The organism is Priestia megaterium NBRC 15308 = ATCC 14581 (assembly GCF_000832985.1).
GTDB classification, from domain to species: Bacteria; Bacillota; Bacilli; order Bacillales; family Bacillaceae_H; genus Priestia; species Priestia megaterium.
Map to the genome: position 1 here is coordinate 2,953,486 of NZ_CP009920.1, position 16,590 is coordinate 2,970,075.

The window sequence follows — 16,590 nt, forward strand, 5'->3', positions numbered from 1 at the left end:
CATAAAATGTCCCTGAAAAGGGATTAATGGCGGAAAAATTGGGGAATATGCACTTTGACATTTAATTTTAACACAGGAAGGTTTTGAAACATGGACATATTTTTAGCCGTCTTACCAGCCATATTTTGGGGAAGCATTGTGCTTTTTAATGTGAAACTAGGCGGAGGACCTTATAGTCAAACGCTTGGAACCACATTGGGAGCTTTAATTTTCTCCATCGGTATTTATATTTTTGTACACCCTACGTTTACACCTTTAATCTTTGGGGTTGGAGTTGTATCGGGGCTATTTTGGGCAGTTGGACAAAGTAATCAGCTGAAAAGTATTGATTTAATGGGAGTTTCTAAAACGATGCCTATTTCAACTGGGCTTCAGTTAGTTTCCACTTCATTGTTTGGAGTAATTGTGTTTCACGAGTGGTCTACAAAAACTTCAATCATTCTTGGTGTGCTCGCTCTTATCTTTATTATTGTAGGGATTGTTTTAGCATCACTTCAAAGCAAAGAAGAGAAAGAGGCTGAAGAAGGAAAAGGAAACTTCAAAAAAGGAATTGTTATTTTATTAATTTCAACCGTTGGTTATTTAGTTTATGTTGTAGTAGCCCGTCTATTTAATGTAGACGGATGGTCGGCTTTATTACCTCAAGCGATTGGTATGGTTATTGGAGGAGTATTGCTGACGTTTAAGCATAAGCCATTTAATAAATATGCAATTCGCAACATTATCCCAGGTCTTATTTGGGCCGCTGGTAATATGTTTTTATTCATCTCACAACCTAAAGTGGGTGTAGCGACAAGCTTTTCGCTTTCCCAAATGGGAATCGTCATTTCAACATTAGGCGGAATCATTATTTTAGGTGAGAAGAAAACGAAGCGTCAGCTAGTTGGGATTATTATTGGGATTATATTGATTATCATAGCAGGAGTCATGTTAGGGCTCGCCAAAAGCTAACTAGGAGGTTATTAGCAATGTATAAAGATTTAGAAGGAAAAGTAGTTGTCATAACAGGTTCATCTACCGGTTTAGGAAAAGCAATGGCGATTCGTTTTGCGACAGAAAAAGCTAAAGTAGTTGTGAACTATCGTTCGAAAGAAGAAGAAGCTAACAGCGTTTTAGAAGAAATTAAAAAAGTGGGCGGAGAGGCTATTGCCGTCAAAGGTGATGTAACAGTTGAGTCTGATGTGATCAATTTAGTTCAATCTGCTATTAAAGAATTTGGAAAGCTAGACGTTATGATTAATAACGCAGGAATGGAAAATCCGGTTTCGTCTCATGAAATGTCTTTAAGTGATTGGAATAAAGTCATTGATACGAACTTAACGGGAGCATTTTTAGGCAGCCGTGAAGCGATTAAATATTTTGTGGAAAATGATATTAAGGGAACAGTTATTAACATGTCGAGTGTTCACGAGAAAATTCCTTGGCCATTATTTGTTCATTACGCAGCAAGTAAAGGCGGAATGAAGCTCATGACCGAAACACTTGCATTAGAATACGCTCCAAAAGGTATTCGTGTAAATAACATTGGACCGGGAGCGATTAATACACCGATTAACGCTGAGAAATTTGCTGATCCTGAGCAGCGTGCAGATGTAGAAAGCATGATTCCAATGGGATACATTGGAGAGCCGGAAGAAATTGCAGCGGTTGCTGCATGGCTAGCTTCTTCAGAGGCAAGTTATGTAACAGGGATTACACTCTTTGCTGACGGCGGTATGACACAGTACCCATCATTCCAAGCAGGACGCGGATAAGAAAAAACGCACTCTATGATAGAGTGCGTTTTTTAGTTTTCCTGAGCTTTTTTGGGATTCTTAGGAGCTGATGACTGGTGTTGAATTCGTAAAAAAAGCAAAATCAAAACGATGCAGCCAGTGATGCTGTACATCCCAACAATAAGCGGTTGCTGTGTATCTGTTCCAGAAGTAATGCCGTGATACAGTGCGAGCAAATAGCCTGGAAAAGCAAGAAAATGAATGGCTTTCCATGTTTTTCTCCCCAGCTGTCTTATAAAATCGGATGTGATAATCAGTACAAATAAAATGTAGAGTGAAATAGTACCAAGACCTGTGCTAATTGGTTTGTAATCGGAAGTGAACGGAATTAAAATGTCAGAAATTGAAAAATGAATAGATTGATCCAATGATAAAACAAGTCCGTGAATCATGCCAAATAATAATCCGAACCACCCTGATGATTGATGAACCAGCAAAAGCTGTTTTTTTCGTTTTGGTTTAAAAAATGAAAAGCTGTGAGAAATGCCAGCGGCAACCGATACAAACATGAGCAAATAAGAAGTTAAGCCGGCTGCCCGAATGGTATTCCAAACGGGAAAGTGGGCACTAAATTGCGCGAGGAGAGTAGCCATAATGGTATACCTGACCTTTCACATTTTTTTCGATTAACACTTCGCCTTCTTTTGTAACCGCAATTACCTCTAAAGAAGGGTGATGCATTTTAGCTAATCTTAATCCGGCGTCCCACCCGAGAATAAGCATGCATTTTGCATAGACTTCAGAAACGGTCAAGTCTTCTGAAACAACCGTTACTTGCAGAAGCTCTGATGAACTAGGCTTGCTGATTCTGCCGTCAATAATATGATGGTGAGTGTGTCCGTTTACTTTCCACAATCGCTTGCCCACACTGCTTGTGGCAATGCCGCTGTTGCTCTTTACTTTAATACTCATGAGATTTTTTGATAAATCAAATGGATGAGAGAGCGCAATGGACCAGTGCTTGCTAGCAGGCCCCCACGTTACAATATCACCCCCTCCATCGATTCCACCAAGTGAAGTTCCTTTTTTCTTTAATTGATTCGCCATTTGCTGAATGCTCCAACCTTTTGCGATTCCGCCTAAATCCAGACCGACATTAGAAGCAAGCTGAATACTTCTCATTCCTTTGTGAATCATAATAGGGTTAACAGCATCAAAAGCTGCTATTTCTTGAGGAAGCTGATTGTTAGGCAGTTGTTCAAAACTTTGGTTATATCCTAGAGTTTGAATAGAATGATAAAGAAATGGGTTGAAAATTCCGTTTGTCTCATTGTAATAGTAAGAGGCTGTTTTTACAGCTTCATACAACATTTTTGACGGTAAAAATAATCTTCCGTTCAGCGAATTAAGCTGTGAAAGCTCGCTTGTTGGAAGAAAGCGGCTTAGGGTTTCTTCTACAAGATAACACCAGCTCTCCACTTTTTTGATTACAGGTGTTTCCAGCTGATATACATTAAATTCGGTATTCATCGCTTTAAATGAGTAGCTCATTACATCACATCCTTAAGAAGGTCTTGATTGCATAGAGGGATCATTATTATTCCCCCAGTTATCCTGGCCATTGGAGGAATTATCATTTGACCACTGGTCTTGCTGATTACTCGAATCATCGTCTGACCATTGATCACTTTGCTCATTAGAACGGTCATTTGACCACTGATCTTGCCCGTTAGTTCCATTGTCCGTATTGGAGTCAGGTCCTGAATTTGGAAATAGGTCCGTCTCATCTTCCGTTTGGGTTTGCGATGAATTACTGGCTGATGTATCGTTATTTAGTGCTGTAGCTGTTGAATTTGTTTGATCATATTTTTGAGAAAGTCCTACAAAAGTGGTAAATGCAGCAACGCTCGATAAACCAACCATCCATTTTGTCCATTTATTAGCTGCCATTGATATGCTCCTTTTATCTTTCCTATTTTGCAACTGAACACTGAAGAAAAACTGCAATGGAAGGTAACATACATCGTTCAATTGTTATAGTTCAATATAGACAGAGAAAATGAAAAAATAGTGAAATAGATGTAGGGCGGATTATTTTTGTGGGGGAATTCAGCGAATTATTAGATTAAAAAAAGGTTGTTCTTTTTAGAACAACCTTTTTTTAATCAGCGGTAAATCTTACTAATTGATACGTAATAAACCGTTAACTGCACAAGAGAAAGAAGCAAAAGAACGGCAATGGGATAGAAGCTAAAAGAATTAGGTAGCAGCGGATAAAAAGCTATTAATATAGCACCTATAGGAATAGAAAATAGGAGAAAAACAAAGGCTTTCTTACAAGCTTCTGCTGTTATCATCTTTTCACGTTCATCTTCTTCTGCAAATTCAAAAGGGAACAATAAAGGCGAAACGTTCTTCGTCTTTTTACGCGCGCGGTAGTAAAAAAATGAGACGATTAAAAGCACAATTAAAGAAGCAAAAGACCCTATAGACATAGTAATTTCCCACGGGGGTTCAGGGTGGGTCATAACTTCACTAAATTGAATATTTAGGCTTAAAAAATCATATAAAAACCAACCTACGCACAACAGAGACACTACATTCAACAAATAAGATTTAATAACATTACTCAACATTTTTCTCCTCCTTTTGAAGTGTAAAAACATCTTCCATTTTTAATTGAAAGACATCACAAATTGTTAAACCAAGTAGTAGGGAAGGAACGTAATTTCCCTTTTCAATAGCTGCGATGGTTTGGCGAGTGGCTCCAACTTTTTCAGCTAAATCTCCTTGCGTATATCCATGTTTAGCTCTAAGCTCTTTTACGTGATTAATAAGAGTCAATATGATCCCCCGCTGACTTTTTAATAAATTTGTTAAGTTGATTTAACATTATGTAAAGTTAATTTAACATTAATTGGATTATTTTTCAATGATTAATGGATAAAAAATACAAAAAAAGATCCTAGAAGAGTTCTTCAGGATCTTTTTTGTTAATAAATTTCTTTAATGCCAGACAAACGAATGGAAAAAATGTTTTGTTTTTCATCTCGTAGGGAGAGGGTTTGGTCGGTTAGGTTTAAATTTTGGATTTTTCCTTTGAAGGTTTGAAGCAGGCCATTTTCGTAATAATTCACGGTTACATGTTTGTTTTTCTTTAACGCTTTTAAAATCATTAATTCATCTCCTTTCATGTGTGCATCTGTTATGAAAAGAAAGCTGTAGCTTAAGCATAAGAATTTGGAGAATGCTCAAGGCAGAATTATTATTATACAGCAAGATGAGAATAGTTTGTAGATAAATTGTGAAAAAATGCACAAGTTTGCAGTACGGGTGTTGCAACAGAATACAGTATATGAGGGAAGAAGGGGTTTTATGATAAAAAAGGTGATTTTAGTTTATTTATTTGTGGGTATTAGGTAAACTAGTAGATGAATTTAAAGAATCTATCTATGGTTGTGAAGGCTAGGATTTCATTTAATTTTCATTTTCTATGAGTATAATGATAAAGGTTTTCTATATGTTCTTTGTGAATCTACTCATAAACTAATCGAGAAAGGAAAATCAAAATGAAGCGAATCGTTTCTAAGCCGCTGCACTATTTCATATTAGCCGCTGTTTTAATGTGGATAAAGTCGTATGTGGCTTATAAAACTGAATTTAACTTAGGCGTAAGCGGCGTAATGCAGCAAATGCTGTTGTTCATAAACCCTGTGAGTTCAGTGCTGATTTTTTTAGGAATCGGCTTATTTTTTAAAGGAAAAAAAGCAGGAGCTTGGATCCTTGCAGGCAGTTTCATTATGACGCTGCTGTTATACAGCAACGTTCTCTATTATCGCTTTTTTAACGATTTTGTAACGCTTCCTACACTGTTGCAGACAAGTAATGCAGGAAGTATGGGCGGAAGCATTATGGATTTATTAAAAGCACATGATGTTTTTTATTTTGTTGATTTTATTATTTATTTTTTCTTCTTTTTTAGTAAAAAAATTGACTGGCATAATGAAAAAGTATCGGTTAAGAATGCTGTAACCATTCTTTCTTTAGGATTCATGGTCTTTTCTGTCAACTTAACATTAGCAGAAATTGATCGCCCGCAGCTTCTATCTCGAACTTTTGACCGCAATTATCTAGTAAAGTATTTAGGCGCCTATAATTATACGATGTATGACGGTGTTCAGACTGCTCAAAACTCTAAACAGCGAGCTTTTGCAAGCAGCAATGATTTAACAAACGTCGTTAATTTTAAAAACAGTCATTATGCGGAGCCTAATTCCGTTTATTTTGGAAAAGCTAAAGGGAAAAATATTATTAAAATTCATTTGGAATCATTTCAGTCTTTTTTAATTGATTACAAATTAAATGGTCAGGAAGTGACACCTTTCTTAAATTCGTTGGCCCATGGAAATGACTTTACGTATTTTGATAACTTCTTTCATCAAACGGGACAAGGAAAAACATCAGATGCTGAGCTGATGATGGACAACTCTCTATACGGCCTTCCTCAAGGTTCCGCCTTTGTACTGAAAGGAAGCAATACGTATCAGGCAGCACCAGCTATTTTGGATCAAAAAGCTGGCTATACGAGCGCTGTGCTGCACGGAGACTATAAGACGTTTTGGAACCGTAACGAAATTTACAAGCAGTTCGGTGTGGATAAGTTCTTTGATGCAAGTTATTACAATATGACGGGTGAAAATAAAATTAATTATGGCTTAAAAGACAAACCGTTCTTTAAAGAATCTGTTCCAATGCTGCAGTCTTTACCACAGCCGTTCTATGCGCATTTAATTACGTTAACAAATCATTTTCCATTTTTACTTGGAAACAATGAGGCAAGCATACAGCCTGCTAACACGGGCGATGCAACAGTTGACCGTTATTTCCAAACGGCTCGTTATTTAGACGAATCATTGCAATCTTTCTTCCAAGAACTGAAAGCTTCTGGGCTTTATGATAATTCTGTGATTATGATTTATGGAGATCACTACGGTATTTCTGAAAATCATAATGCGGCAATGGAAAAAGTAATGGGAAAAGAAATTACGCCTTATGAAAATGCTCAGCTGCAGCGTGTACCTCTATTCATTCACGTTCCTGGAGTAAAAGGCGGAGTTAATCATACGTACGGTGGAGAAATTGACGTTGTGCCAACTCTTCTTCATTTAGTAGGGATTGACAGCAAAGAGTTTATCCAATTTGGCACAGATTTATTTTCTAAGGATCATGATGATGTAGTGGCATTCCGCAATGGCAACTACGTATCTCCTAGATATACATTAGTGGATGGAACGTATTATGATTCTAAGACGGGCCAAGCGCTTAAAGAAAATAATCAAATGAAAGCTTATAAACAGAAGGTAGCGAAAGAATTGGAGTTATCTGATCAAGTGCTTTATGGAGACTTGCTTCGTTTCCACAAGCTGAAGGATTTCCAAACAGTCGACCCTTCGAAATATATGTACGGGAAAGAAGAAACAGAAACATCAGCTAAATAAAGCTAAAATCAAAAGAACATGATGACTTCTGCAAAGCAGAATGAACATCATGTTCTTTTTTACTGTAAACTATTCATCAATAAATTTCTTTAATTCCCGATAAACGAATAGAGAAAGTATTTTGCTGTTCATCTTTTAATGAAAGCGTTTGGTCTGTTAAATCTAAGCGCTGTACTTTTCCTTTAAACGTTTGAAGCAAACCGTTTTTATAATAGTTAATTGTAACGGCCCCGTTTTTTCTTAATGCTTTTAAAATCATCTTCAAAACTCCTTCCATATTTAAAATGTTTATGATTAACGAGCTGTAACATTCATTTTCATTTGCATATTTTTATTATACACAAAAATAGAAAGCGTTTTCACTTAAAGTTTGAACACTTTGTGAAAACTTTAACAGAGAATGTGACAAATACATACAGAAACTAATTTATTTGTCGTATTCATCATAAAACACATTTATGAAAGGAGTGTTAAGAACGTGTTAAAACTTTATGGATGGAAGAATATTATAAAATATCGTTTGAAATGTCGTAGTGAATCCATTCATCGTTCGTTACATTTCCGCCCATTTTTCTGTAAAGCATTTGGGCTCCTGTGTTATCATAAGCCGTTTCCCAAGACATAGCTGCATACTGATGTTCTTTTGTATACTGGTGACTAGTCGAAAATAACTTTTCTCCAATTTTTTGTCCTCTTGCTTTTTCAGTAACGTATAAGTCATTTAAAATCGCTACAGGCTTTACACGCGTGGTGCTAAATGTAAAATAAAGCGTCGAAAAACCTACTGCTTCGTCATTCTGAGTCGCGATAAACTGAACGCCAGCATCCGGATGCTGAAATAAGTGATTAATTAAATTTCTCAGCTGCTTTTTGGTAGGCTGAGGGCGCTTGTAAAAATCAACAATGTATTCGTTCATTAATGAAATAAGTGCTTCCATGTCAGCGGCATTAGCTTGACGAATTGTAATAGTAGTCATTAAATCTTCTCCTTTTTAATCAAATGATCTACACTTATAGTAAAAGAAATGTATCCCCTCTAAAAGAGCCAGATTTGAAAAATAAAATAGGGACAGATGAAAGGAAATAGCGTGAAGTTCACACCTTTATTAAACCGCAAAGATGATATGCCTTTGTATCAACAGCTATATGAATATATAAAAAAAGAAATTGTATCCAGCAGGGTGGAAGTAAATGACAAACTGCCTTCTATCCGGTCTCTTGCTGATTACTTAAACGTAAGTCGAAATACTGTAGATGTGGCCTATCAGCAGCTTTTAGCTGAAGGATATGTAGAAAGCAGGCCCAAAAGTGGAATGTACGTAACGAATACACAGTTTGATTTACTGCAAATAGATAAAAAGCCGGCTGTATTTTTACACCCTCACTCAGAAACAAAGTCGTGTACCTATGATTTTCGGTATGGAAAAGTTGATAGCCGTTTGTTTCCCTTGAATGAGTGGAAAAAACGATACAATGAAAGTCTTCAAACTTATAGAGAATCTCTGTTTACTTACCAAGAAAGTCAAGGAGAAGAATCACTGCGAAAAGAAATTGCGACGTACCTTTATCAATCAAGAGGAGTGGTTTGTTCAAAACATCAAATTATTATTGGAGCAGGTACGCAGCAATCACTCAGTTTATTAGCGCAGATGCTAAAACCAAGCATCAGGGACATTGCCTTTGAAAATCCTTGTTATGACGGGGCTAGCTTTGTATTTAAGCAGCATGGATTTTCCTTAAAACCCGTGTCGCTTAATAACAAAGGGATAAACATCCAGGAGCTTTATGACAGCCTAGCACGAGCTGTTTATGTCACACCATCTCATCAGTTTCCATACGGAATGATCATGCCTGTTTCAAGAAGAATAGAGCTTCTTAAATGGGCGAATGACCGCAACGGGTTTATTATTGAAGATGATTATGACGGAGAATTTCGTTATAAAGGCTCTCCCATCCCTTCATTGCAAAGCTTAGACACTAAGGGGCGCGTCATTTATACAGGTACATTTTCAAAATCTTTTATGCCTTCTTTAAGAATCAGCTACCTTGTATTACCTGAAGTTCTTCTAAAGGAATATCATGAACATTTCTCATTATACGAGCAAGCTGTTCCAACTCTCCATCAGCGGACGCTCGGGCTGATGATGAAAAATGGAGAGTGGAGTAAGCATTTAAGAAGAGTGAGAACTGTTTATCAACTGAAACACGTTACTCTTTTAGCAGCTTTACAGAAAGAGCTTAACGAAAACATTACGATATCAGGTGAATCTGCAGGTTTGCATATACTTGTACGCGTGCACAACGATATGACCGAACAGCAGTTAATTAACGCAGCTCGAAAGCAAGATGTCTCCGTCTACGGTACCTCTCGTTATTGGCTTACGGAAGTACCTAAACAAAAGCCTCATGTTTTGTTAGGCTTCGGAAGTTTGGGGAGAGAAGAAATAGAAGAAGGAATAAAACGATTAAAAAAAGCTTGGTTATAAATCCATGCTCGTTTTTTCGGTTTCTTGACAAAAGTTGCCTATTCCTTTAGACTTTTTCGCATATATTTTAAATTATCTGAAAGGAGGATAGGGTAATCGAAGCTAACTGCTAGTGGACAACCCTAGATCAAACAATGAATCCTATCCAACAAATTTTACATACATTTCCTGTGATTGTATTAGATGGTGCAATGGCAACTGAACTGGAGAGATATGGTTGTGATTTAAACGACAGTTTATGGTCTGCAAAAGTGCTGATGGAGCAGCCGGAATTGATTAAGAGAGTGCATCAAGATTACTTTGCAGCAGGAGCTGACTGTGCAATTACAGCAAGTTATCAAAGCACATTTGAAGGTTTTGCTAAACGTGGACTGAGTGCAGCAGAGGCTCGCGAGTTAATTCAAGCATCTGTAAAAATTGCGGCTGAAGCAAGAGATGAATTTTGGCAGCAAGAAGAGAATCGTCTTAATCGTCCCAAACCAATTGTCGCCGCTTCGCTAGGACCTTACGGAGCATTTTTAGCAAACGGATCGGAATATACTGGACAGTATGACGTAACAGAAGAAGAGTTAATGGAATTTCATCGTCCTCGTATGAAAGCATTAATTGAAGCAGGAGCGGACGTATTAGCTTGTGAAACTATTCCTAATTTAATGGAAGCAAGAGCCATTGCGAGGCTGCTAGAAGAGTTTGAAGGAGCGTACGCATGGATTACGTTCAGCGCAAAAGATGACCTGCACATTAGCAGCGGAACATTAATCTCGGAGTGTGCACGCTATCTGGATTCCTATGAGCAAGTAGCGGCTCTTGGAGTTAACTGTACGCCGCCTCAATATATTTCTTCACTTATTAAAGAAATTAAATCTCAAACGGATAAGCCAGTCATTGTGTATCCAAATTCAGGGGAGCATTATGATGCTGAATCTAAAACATGGAACGGGATATCTGCAGGCGAAACGTATGGCTGCAGCGCTCACAGCTGGCATGAAGCAGGTGCTCAGTTAATCGGAGGGTGCTGTCGTACAACTCCAGATGATATCAAAGGCATTACAAAATGGGCTAGAAAATAACGGATTAAACAAAGAGAATGTGAGAAAAGTTGTTTCGCTAGCGTTAAACACGAACGATCTATCAAAAATAGATCGTTCGTGTTTTTTTATGGTCATGGTGAACGTAGGTTTCGTGTGGGCAGGTCCTTCTAGCTGTTGCACGGAAATCAACAAAGGTGTCATAAGCAGTTCAGCTCATTTATCCCCATTTTACGTCTTTAGATTCATTTTATTATGTTCCAATCTTTTTTTCTTGTAAAATAAAAGAATACAAGTTAAAAAATCTTTATTTGAACGAAAGAAGGGATGATGAAAGTGAAAGATATTAAAAATATTTATTGTGTGGGGCGGAACTACGCACTGCATGCAAAAGAATTACATAATGATATTCCAACATCACCTTTTTTATTTTCCAAACCTACTCACGCTCTCGTTGAAGCAGCTGGACAATCAATCACTCTTCCTAGCGACCAAGGAGAGGTGCACTTTGAAACTGAACTGATTCTTCATATTGGACAATCTTACAAAGAGGGCATAATAGTGGATGAACTTGTTGACGAGATGACGATTGGATTAGACTTGACCCTTCGAGACGTGCAGAGTGAATTAAAACAAAAAAAGCACCCTTGGCTGCTTGCAAAAGGATTCAAACGTTCAGCGGTCGTGGGAAACTTTATTCCATTTGAAGGAGTAGAAGCATCTAAGAAGAAAGACTTTTCGTTAGTGAAAAACAATGAACGCGTGCAGCTGGGGAATATTAAAGATTTGATTTTTGACTTACAAACGATTATTGATTTTACAGGAAAACATTTTGGTCTTGATAAAGGAGATCTTATTTTTACAGGGACACCTGAGGGAGTAGGTCCGCTTACTCATCATGATGAGCTTTCACTTAAATGGGGACAGCAAGAGCTTGGTTCTTGCATCATTTCCTTTCGTTAACAAAAAGAAGCGGAAACAAAAGTAGTTTAGTTGAAGGAAGATCCGAACGATGAATCGAGATTCTTGATAGAGAATCTCGATTCATCGTTCGGATTTTTTATTGTGATGGTGAACGTAGATTGTATATATTTGCTTCTAGCTGTTGATTAGAGGGCAAGGCGAAGACTCTGTCGGGGAAAGTGGAGTGGCTGAGACCCCGCAGAAGGGTAAGTGAAGTTTTGCACGAAAATCAACAGCGGCGTACCACGCAGTCCAAATCATTTATCCCATTTGTTCGTATTTAGATTGGCTTGATTTCGTTATGCCTCAATCTCTTTTTTTACGAAGTTTTAATTTTTTAGCCTTCAGAATGAATTTAATATCCAATGGGAAAGCTGTTTCTATCTCCTATAGAAAACGAGGTCCTCAGCATGGTGCTCTTAATCCTTACAACGGTGATTTCTATTCTGAGTGTACTAGTTATGCCAAAATGTATCAGCTGGATAGAAATGTACACAACTTCTTTGTTTGTTATGTTTTTAGGATCGGTAGGAGATGTATATCTTGATGGTAAATATGATCTTTATGGATTCTTTACAAAAGGAGTATCCAAACAGAAGTGTTTTATTATAATGCATGGAAGACGCTATACTCGTTGTTTTGCTATCCTTTTCTTTATATAGCAATGGTTTTAAATTTAAAAATGATACGCAGGCTTCAGATTATCGATAAACAAAAATAGAAATAAAAAAAAGTAATGATAAATCATAAAAAAATGATATTTTATTAATGGCTACATATGTAATATAGTAAAAATAGAAAATAAACGAAGCAGCATATAAGCAGGGTTAAAAAACATCAAAACGGGAATCTTGACATTAACTTCATGTTTTTAACCATGTATTGTGAATGAATATACTTATTGCTAAATAATATGTTGTAGAAGGAATTTAGTAAAGGAGGCAAGAAGATGTTTAAGCGTAGTGAAAAAATCCAAATTCATGGTGTAACGTTTCACGGAGTCATGAGCGCGAAGCAAAAAGCCGCCCTGCAGGAAATTGCTAATGTAACAGACGAAAAAGACTGGGAGGGGCTAAAAGGTGTGTATTGCTTAGGCAGTGTAAAGGTGCAAGGAAAAGATGTGCTAGGCGTGTACTATGGCCAATTTAATGATAACCTTCCAAAAGAGAAGCGCAAACTTCAGTTTGAAATTGATTATATTAAATATACAGTAACGGAATGTCCTATTGTCTTTATCGATACAACAAAAAATAAAAAGCCTCATCAATTTGCTTTTATCATTCTGCATGAATTAGGCCATCATGTGGATCGTATGACAAATGGAACGCTTTTAAAAGAAGGAAATAGAACGCAAGAAATGTTTGCTAATACGTATGCTTTAGAGAAATATTCAAAAATAGAAAAGTTCCAAACAAAGAAGTTGAAAAACATTCCATTTTTAGAGGAATCTCTTACTCAATGGAATAAAACTCCTCATCTTGGCGCTTATTCTCTTAGAGTTCAAATTGAATAATTCACGAGAATAGTTCCTCTCTCTCCGTTTTTTTATTTTCCTATCTTTTTCCTCTTACTTTCTTTTATCCTTCCAATGAACAAAAAGGATTTAATTACCCATAAAGTTTTAAAAGTTTTTATAGTACGAATTATTTACACTATACCCTCCTGTAAATTATGATTATTTTAAGAAAAAACAGAAAATTTTAAAGTTTTAAGGTACAACTTAATAGTGAACAAGCGATGTTGTAATCGTATAGACGAACTGGCATACATATGCGGGTCATACATACAAACGAATCGCTTCCACTGTTATGAAAGCGGATTCAAAAATAGGAGGGGTAATAATGTTAGCTATTCTTGGGTTTTTGATGGTTTGTACATTTATGTTTCTAATTATGACAAAACGATTAACGCCGCTTATTGCTTTAATGGTTATTCCAGTATTGTTTGCAATCATAGGGGGATTCACAAGTGATATTGGAGAAATGGCTTTAAATGGTGTAAAAGAATTAGCACCTACAGGCGTTATGTTAATGTTTGCTATTTTATATTTTGGGATTATGATTGATGCTGGTTTGTTTGATCCAGTTGTAGGAAGAATTTTAAAAATCGTAAAAGGTGATCCACTAAAAATCACAATTGGTACAGCTATTTTAGTTCTTATTATCTCATTAGACGGAGACGGAACAACAACATATATGATTACGCTCTCAGCGATGCTTCCGCTTTATAAAAAGCTAAACATGAAGCCTATGATTTTAGCCTGTATCGCTATTATGGGTAGTGGAGTTATGAACTTAACGCCTTGGGGCGGACCTACTGCTCGCGTGATGAGCGCATTGAAGTTAGATGCTTCCCAGGTGTTCACACCAATGATTCCAGCCATGATTGGTGGAGCTATTTGGTTATTATTTACGGCTTACTATTTCGGGAAAAAAGAGCGCCAGCGCTTAGGTGTTATTGATATTCAAGACGTTACAAATGCTCAAGTAGCTTTTGCAGAAGCAGCCGCTGCTGAAGGAATCGAGTACAAGCGTCCGAAGCTTTTATGGGTAAACTTTGCTTTAACAGCTCTCTTATTAGTAGGACTTATCACAGCAGTTATGCCGCTTCAAATTCTGTTTATGATTGGATTTGCAATCGCTATCATGATTAACTATCCAAATTTAGAAGTTCAAAAAGAGCGTATCACAGCACATGCTGGTAATGTACTTGCTGTTGTATCTCTTGTATTCGCAGCAGGCGTATTCACAGGCATTTTATCAGGTACAAAAATGGTAGATGCAATGGGTAACAGTTTAGTAGGATTAATTCCAGATGCGCTAGGGCCTTACATGTCTGTGATTACAGCCATCACAAGTATGCCATTTACGTTCTTTATGTCAAATGATGCTTACTACTATGGAATTTTACCAATTATTGCTCAAGCAGCTTCAGCATACGGTATTGATGCTGCAGAAATTGGCCGTGCTTCATTGATTGGTCAACCTGTTCACTTACTAAGTCCTTTAGTTGCTTCTACGTATCTATTGGTCGGTATGGCAAAAGTCGAGCTTGGTGAATTCCAGCGCTTTACTTTAAAGTGGACGATTGGAACAGCGATGGTGATGCTTTTAGTAGCTATTATTACAGGAGTTATTACGCTGTAAAGATCATGAACTTAAAAACTTATCAATTCCGCTTTTGGGATTGATAAGTTTTTTTGTCTAAAAAGCTTTTGGAATAAGGAGCGGATATACAAAAAATTTTGATAAAATAAAAGAGGAATAGAACTATAAGGTAAAGGCTAAAGGTGCGATGAAATGAAAAAATGGTTTCAAGTATCGCTGCAAACAAAAATCGTAGGTTTATCCGCAGCATTAATCATAACTGTTATTGTTCTTTTAGCGAGTATTTTCTCTTACATGCAGTTTGTAGAATCTAAAAGGCAAGCCGAGCAGCTGGCTCTTCAAGCAGCCAAATCAATATCATTTATGCCGGAAGTCAAAGCTGCTTTTCAAAAAAAACAGCCCAGTCGCTATATTCAGCCCCTTGCCGAGCAAGTGAGGGAACAAATCGGAGCAGCAAGTATTGTAGTTCAAAACCGTGAGCAAATCATCTATTCTCATGCTAATCAAAAATGGATAGGAAAGAAAGACAAAGAGGCGGTTAACGATAGAGCACTATTATTCGGCGGATATTATACGCTTGACGGAGAGGGAACCACAGGTCCTGCAATTATGGGGAAAGCGCCTATTGTCATCAGTCACGGAAAGTATACGGACGTCGTGGGAGTAGTGACGGTTGAGTTTTTAAAGTCTCATGTTCATGCTCAGCTCATTGCGCGCATTCAGCAAATTATCCTATTTTCACTAGCTGTTCTATTGCTTGGTATGATCGGGGGTATTTTTTTAGCTAAAAGTATTAAAAAAGATACTCTCGGTCTTGAGCCCCATGAAATCGCTTCTTTATACCGTGAACGAAATGCGATTTTACTTTCGATAAAAGAAGGAATTATTGCTATTGATCATCAAGGCTTTATTACGATGATGAATACATCAGCTAAAAATATGCTAGGACTACAGACGGAATATTTACATCATCATATCATTGAAGTATTTCCTTATACGAATATGATTGAAGTGCTAGATACGGGAATAGCCCGAAGCGACCAAGAGATTTTTCTGAATGAAAAAACGTTTATCTTAAACTTAACTCCTATTATTGAACATCAGCGAATTGTAGGAGTGGTCGCTAGTTTTCGTGATAAGACAGAATTAAAAAGCTTAATCAATACGATTTCAGAAGTACGAAAGTATTCAGAGGATTTACGAGCTCAAACGCATGAGTTTACGAATAAGCTGTATGTTTTGTCGGGTTTGCTGCAGTTAGGGCAGTACAAAGATGCATTTGAGTTTATTCAAAAAGAATCAGCCGTACACCAAACACAAAACCGTATTCTATTTGATCAGATACTAGATTCTAAAGTCCAAGCAATATTGCTTGGGAAGATTGGAAAAGCATCTGAAAAGAAAATTCACTTTTCGGTTGATTCGGAGAGTACACTCGATACGCTCCCAGAACATATTGAAATTTCTCATCTCATTATCATTATTGGGAATTTAATTGATAATGCATTTGAAGCGGTGAGTCAGCAGTCTGAAAAAGAAGTGTCGTTTTTTATTACCGATATTGGTCATGATTTAATTATTGAAGTGATGGATAATGGACCTGGTGTATCAGAAGAAGTACTAAATCAAATTTTCACAAAAGGTTTTTCAACCAAAGGTACAGACAGAGGATACGGACTGGCAAATATAAAGAAAATGGTAGATGAGCTTGGAGGATCTATTGAAGTGTATAATCAGCCAGAAGGAGGAGCTATTTTTTCAGTTTACCTTCCAAAAAACTGAATCATGAGAAG

General features: G+C 37.1%; 17 protein-coding genes. 9 read left to right on the forward strand and 8 right to left on the reverse strand.

All coding sequences use genetic code 11. From position 1 onward, the window contains the following. Positions 1-90 precede the first annotated feature (90 nt). Positions 91-951 carry a RhaT/GlcU family sugar-proton symporter gene (locus BG04_RS15665; RefSeq protein WP_034654184.1) on the forward strand — a complete coding sequence of 287 codons (861 nt, stop codon included), beginning with the start codon at positions 91-93 and terminating at the stop codon, positions 949-951. A 17-nt stretch (positions 952-968) separates the two neighbouring features. Continuing rightward, positions 969-1,754, forward strand: coding sequence for a glucose 1-dehydrogenase (gdh, locus tag BG04_RS15670; protein WP_013055546.1), 786 nt, complete (start codon positions 969-971; stop codon positions 1,752-1,754). A gap of 32 nt (positions 1,755-1,786) precedes the next feature. Here gdh and BG04_RS15675 read toward each other — a convergent pair whose 3' ends face one another. The 6 genes from BG04_RS15675 to BG04_RS15700 form a co-directional block, all read right to left on the reverse strand. Then, complete coding sequence (locus tag BG04_RS15675; protein ID WP_034654182.1) at positions 1,787-2,368, reverse strand: ferric reductase-like transmembrane domain-containing protein; 582 nt, start codon at positions 2,366-2,368, stop codon at positions 1,787-1,789. Next, the gene (locus BG04_RS15680) at positions 2,343-3,266 is read right to left on the reverse strand and encodes an FAD:protein FMN transferase (protein ID WP_034654180.1); all 924 of its coding nucleotides are present in this window, start codon (positions 3,264-3,266) and stop codon (positions 2,343-2,345) included. The genes BG04_RS15675 and BG04_RS15680 overlap by 26 nt, the downstream gene beginning before the upstream one ends. 12 nt (positions 3,267-3,278) lie before the next feature. Beyond that, on the reverse strand, positions 3,279-3,665 hold the full coding sequence (locus BG04_RS15685; protein WP_034654178.1) for a hypothetical protein: 387 nt from the start codon (positions 3,663-3,665) through the stop codon (positions 3,279-3,281). Between the two features lie 215 nt (positions 3,666-3,880). Beyond that, positions 3,881-4,351 carry a DUF2178 domain-containing protein gene (locus BG04_RS15690; RefSeq protein WP_034654174.1) on the reverse strand — a complete coding sequence of 157 codons (471 nt, stop codon included), beginning with the start codon at positions 4,349-4,351 and terminating at the stop codon, positions 3,881-3,883. Next, on the reverse strand, positions 4,341-4,559 hold the full coding sequence (locus tag BG04_RS15695) for a helix-turn-helix transcriptional regulator (RefSeq protein ID WP_013081870.1): 219 nt from the start codon (positions 4,557-4,559) through the stop codon (positions 4,341-4,343). Before BG04_RS15695 ends, BG04_RS15690 begins: the two co-directional genes overlap by 11 nt. A 149-nt stretch (positions 4,560-4,708) precedes the next feature. Further along, positions 4,709-4,891, reverse strand: a complete 183-nt coding sequence (locus tag BG04_RS15700; RefSeq protein ID WP_013081871.1) for a YolD-like family protein — start codon at positions 4,889-4,891, stop codon at positions 4,709-4,711. Between the two features lie 393 nt (positions 4,892-5,284). Between BG04_RS15700 and ltaS the strand changes: the two genes are divergently transcribed. Then, the gene (gene ltaS, locus BG04_RS15705; protein WP_034654171.1) at positions 5,285-7,213 is read left to right on the forward strand and encodes a lipoteichoic acid synthase; all 1,929 of its coding nucleotides are present in this window, start codon (positions 5,285-5,287) and stop codon (positions 7,211-7,213) included. A 76-nt stretch (positions 7,214-7,289) separates the two neighbouring features. On the opposite strand, the gene BG04_RS15710 is transcribed toward ltaS, so the two are convergent. Together BG04_RS15710 and BG04_RS15715 are read right to left on the reverse strand one after the other, a co-directional pair. Further along, positions 7,290-7,472 carry a YolD-like family protein gene (locus BG04_RS15710; protein WP_013081873.1) on the reverse strand — a complete coding sequence of 61 codons (183 nt, stop codon included), beginning with the start codon at positions 7,470-7,472 and terminating at the stop codon, positions 7,290-7,292. Positions 7,473-7,719: 247 nt separating this feature from the next. After that, positions 7,720-8,190: a GNAT family N-acetyltransferase gene (locus BG04_RS15715; protein ID WP_034654168.1), complete on the reverse strand. Its 471-nt coding sequence runs from the start codon at positions 8,188-8,190 to the stop codon at positions 7,720-7,722. A gap of 111 nt (positions 8,191-8,301) precedes the next feature. On the opposite strand from BG04_RS15715, the gene pdxR reads away from it, so the two are divergent. The 6 genes from pdxR (at position 8,302) to BG04_RS15750 (ending at position 16,579) form a co-directional block, all read left to right on the forward strand. Continuing rightward, complete coding sequence (gene pdxR, locus BG04_RS15720; protein WP_034655303.1) at positions 8,302-9,699, forward strand: MocR-like pyridoxine biosynthesis transcription factor PdxR; 1,398 nt, start codon at positions 8,302-8,304, stop codon at positions 9,697-9,699. Positions 9,700-9,833: 134 nt separating this feature from the next. Beyond that, on the forward strand, positions 9,834-10,769 hold the full coding sequence (gene mmuM, locus BG04_RS15725) for a homocysteine S-methyltransferase (protein WP_034654166.1): 936 nt from the start codon (positions 9,834-9,836) through the stop codon (positions 10,767-10,769). A gap of 288 nt (positions 10,770-11,057) precedes the next feature. Next, positions 11,058-11,690 carry a fumarylacetoacetate hydrolase family protein gene (locus tag BG04_RS15730; RefSeq protein WP_016763146.1) on the forward strand — a complete coding sequence of 211 codons (633 nt, stop codon included), beginning with the start codon at positions 11,058-11,060 and terminating at the stop codon, positions 11,688-11,690. Positions 11,691-12,639: 949 nt separating this feature from the next. Further along, entirely contained in the window at positions 12,640-13,203 is a 564-nt protein-coding gene (locus tag BG04_RS15740; protein WP_034654161.1) for an ImmA/IrrE family metallo-endopeptidase, read from the forward strand. A 328-nt stretch (positions 13,204-13,531) separates the two neighbouring features. Then, positions 13,532-14,836: a CitMHS family transporter gene (locus BG04_RS15745; protein WP_034654158.1), complete on the forward strand. Its 1,305-nt coding sequence runs from the start codon at positions 13,532-13,534 to the stop codon at positions 14,834-14,836. Positions 14,837-14,989: 153 nt separating this feature from the next. After that, positions 14,990-16,579 carry an ATP-binding protein gene (locus BG04_RS15750; protein WP_034654150.1) on the forward strand — a complete coding sequence of 530 codons (1,590 nt, stop codon included), beginning with the start codon at positions 14,990-14,992 and terminating at the stop codon, positions 16,577-16,579. Positions 16,580-16,590: the final 11 nt, after the last annotated feature.

Bases quoted from the DNA above. Each gene is read 5' to 3' on its own strand.
- BG04_RS15665 (WP_034654184.1), top strand. From the start codon at position 91: ATGGACATATTTTTAGCCGTCTTACCAGCCATATTTTGGGGAAGCATT.
- gdh (WP_013055546.1), top strand. From the start codon at position 969: ATGTATAAAGATTTAGAAGGAAAAGTAGTTGTCATAACAGGTTCATCT.
- BG04_RS15675 (WP_034654182.1), bottom strand. From the start codon at position 2,368: ATGGCTACTCTCCTCGCGCAATTTAGTGCCCACTTTCCCGTTTGGAAT.
- BG04_RS15680 (WP_034654180.1), bottom strand. From the start codon at position 3,266: ATGAGCTACTCATTTAAAGCGATGAATACCGAATTTAATGTATATCAG.
- BG04_RS15685 (WP_034654178.1), bottom strand. From the start codon at position 3,665: ATGGCAGCTAATAAATGGACAAAATGGATGGTTGGTTTATCGAGCGTT.
- BG04_RS15690 (WP_034654174.1), bottom strand. From the start codon at position 4,351: ATGTTGAGTAATGTTATTAAATCTTATTTGTTGAATGTAGTGTCTCTG.
- BG04_RS15700 (WP_013081871.1), bottom strand. From the start codon at position 4,891: ATGATTTTAAAAGCGTTAAAGAAAAACAAACATGTAACCGTGAATTAT.
- ltaS (WP_034654171.1), top strand. From the start codon at position 5,285: ATGAAGCGAATCGTTTCTAAGCCGCTGCACTATTTCATATTAGCCGCT.
- BG04_RS15710 (WP_013081873.1), bottom strand. From the start codon at position 7,472: ATGATTTTAAAAGCATTAAGAAAAAACGGGGCCGTTACAATTAACTAT.
- BG04_RS15715 (WP_034654168.1), bottom strand. From the start codon at position 8,190: ATGACTACTATTACAATTCGTCAAGCTAATGCCGCTGACATGGAAGCA.
- mmuM (WP_034654166.1), top strand. From the start codon at position 9,834: ATGAATCCTATCCAACAAATTTTACATACATTTCCTGTGATTGTATTA.
- BG04_RS15730 (WP_016763146.1), top strand. From the start codon at position 11,058: ATGAAAGTGAAAGATATTAAAAATATTTATTGTGTGGGGCGGAACTAC.
- BG04_RS15740 (WP_034654161.1), top strand. From the start codon at position 12,640: ATGTTTAAGCGTAGTGAAAAAATCCAAATTCATGGTGTAACGTTTCAC.
- BG04_RS15745 (WP_034654158.1), top strand. From the start codon at position 13,532: ATGTTAGCTATTCTTGGGTTTTTGATGGTTTGTACATTTATGTTTCTA.
- BG04_RS15750 (WP_034654150.1), top strand. From the start codon at position 14,990: ATGAAAAAATGGTTTCAAGTATCGCTGCAAACAAAAATCGTAGGTTTA.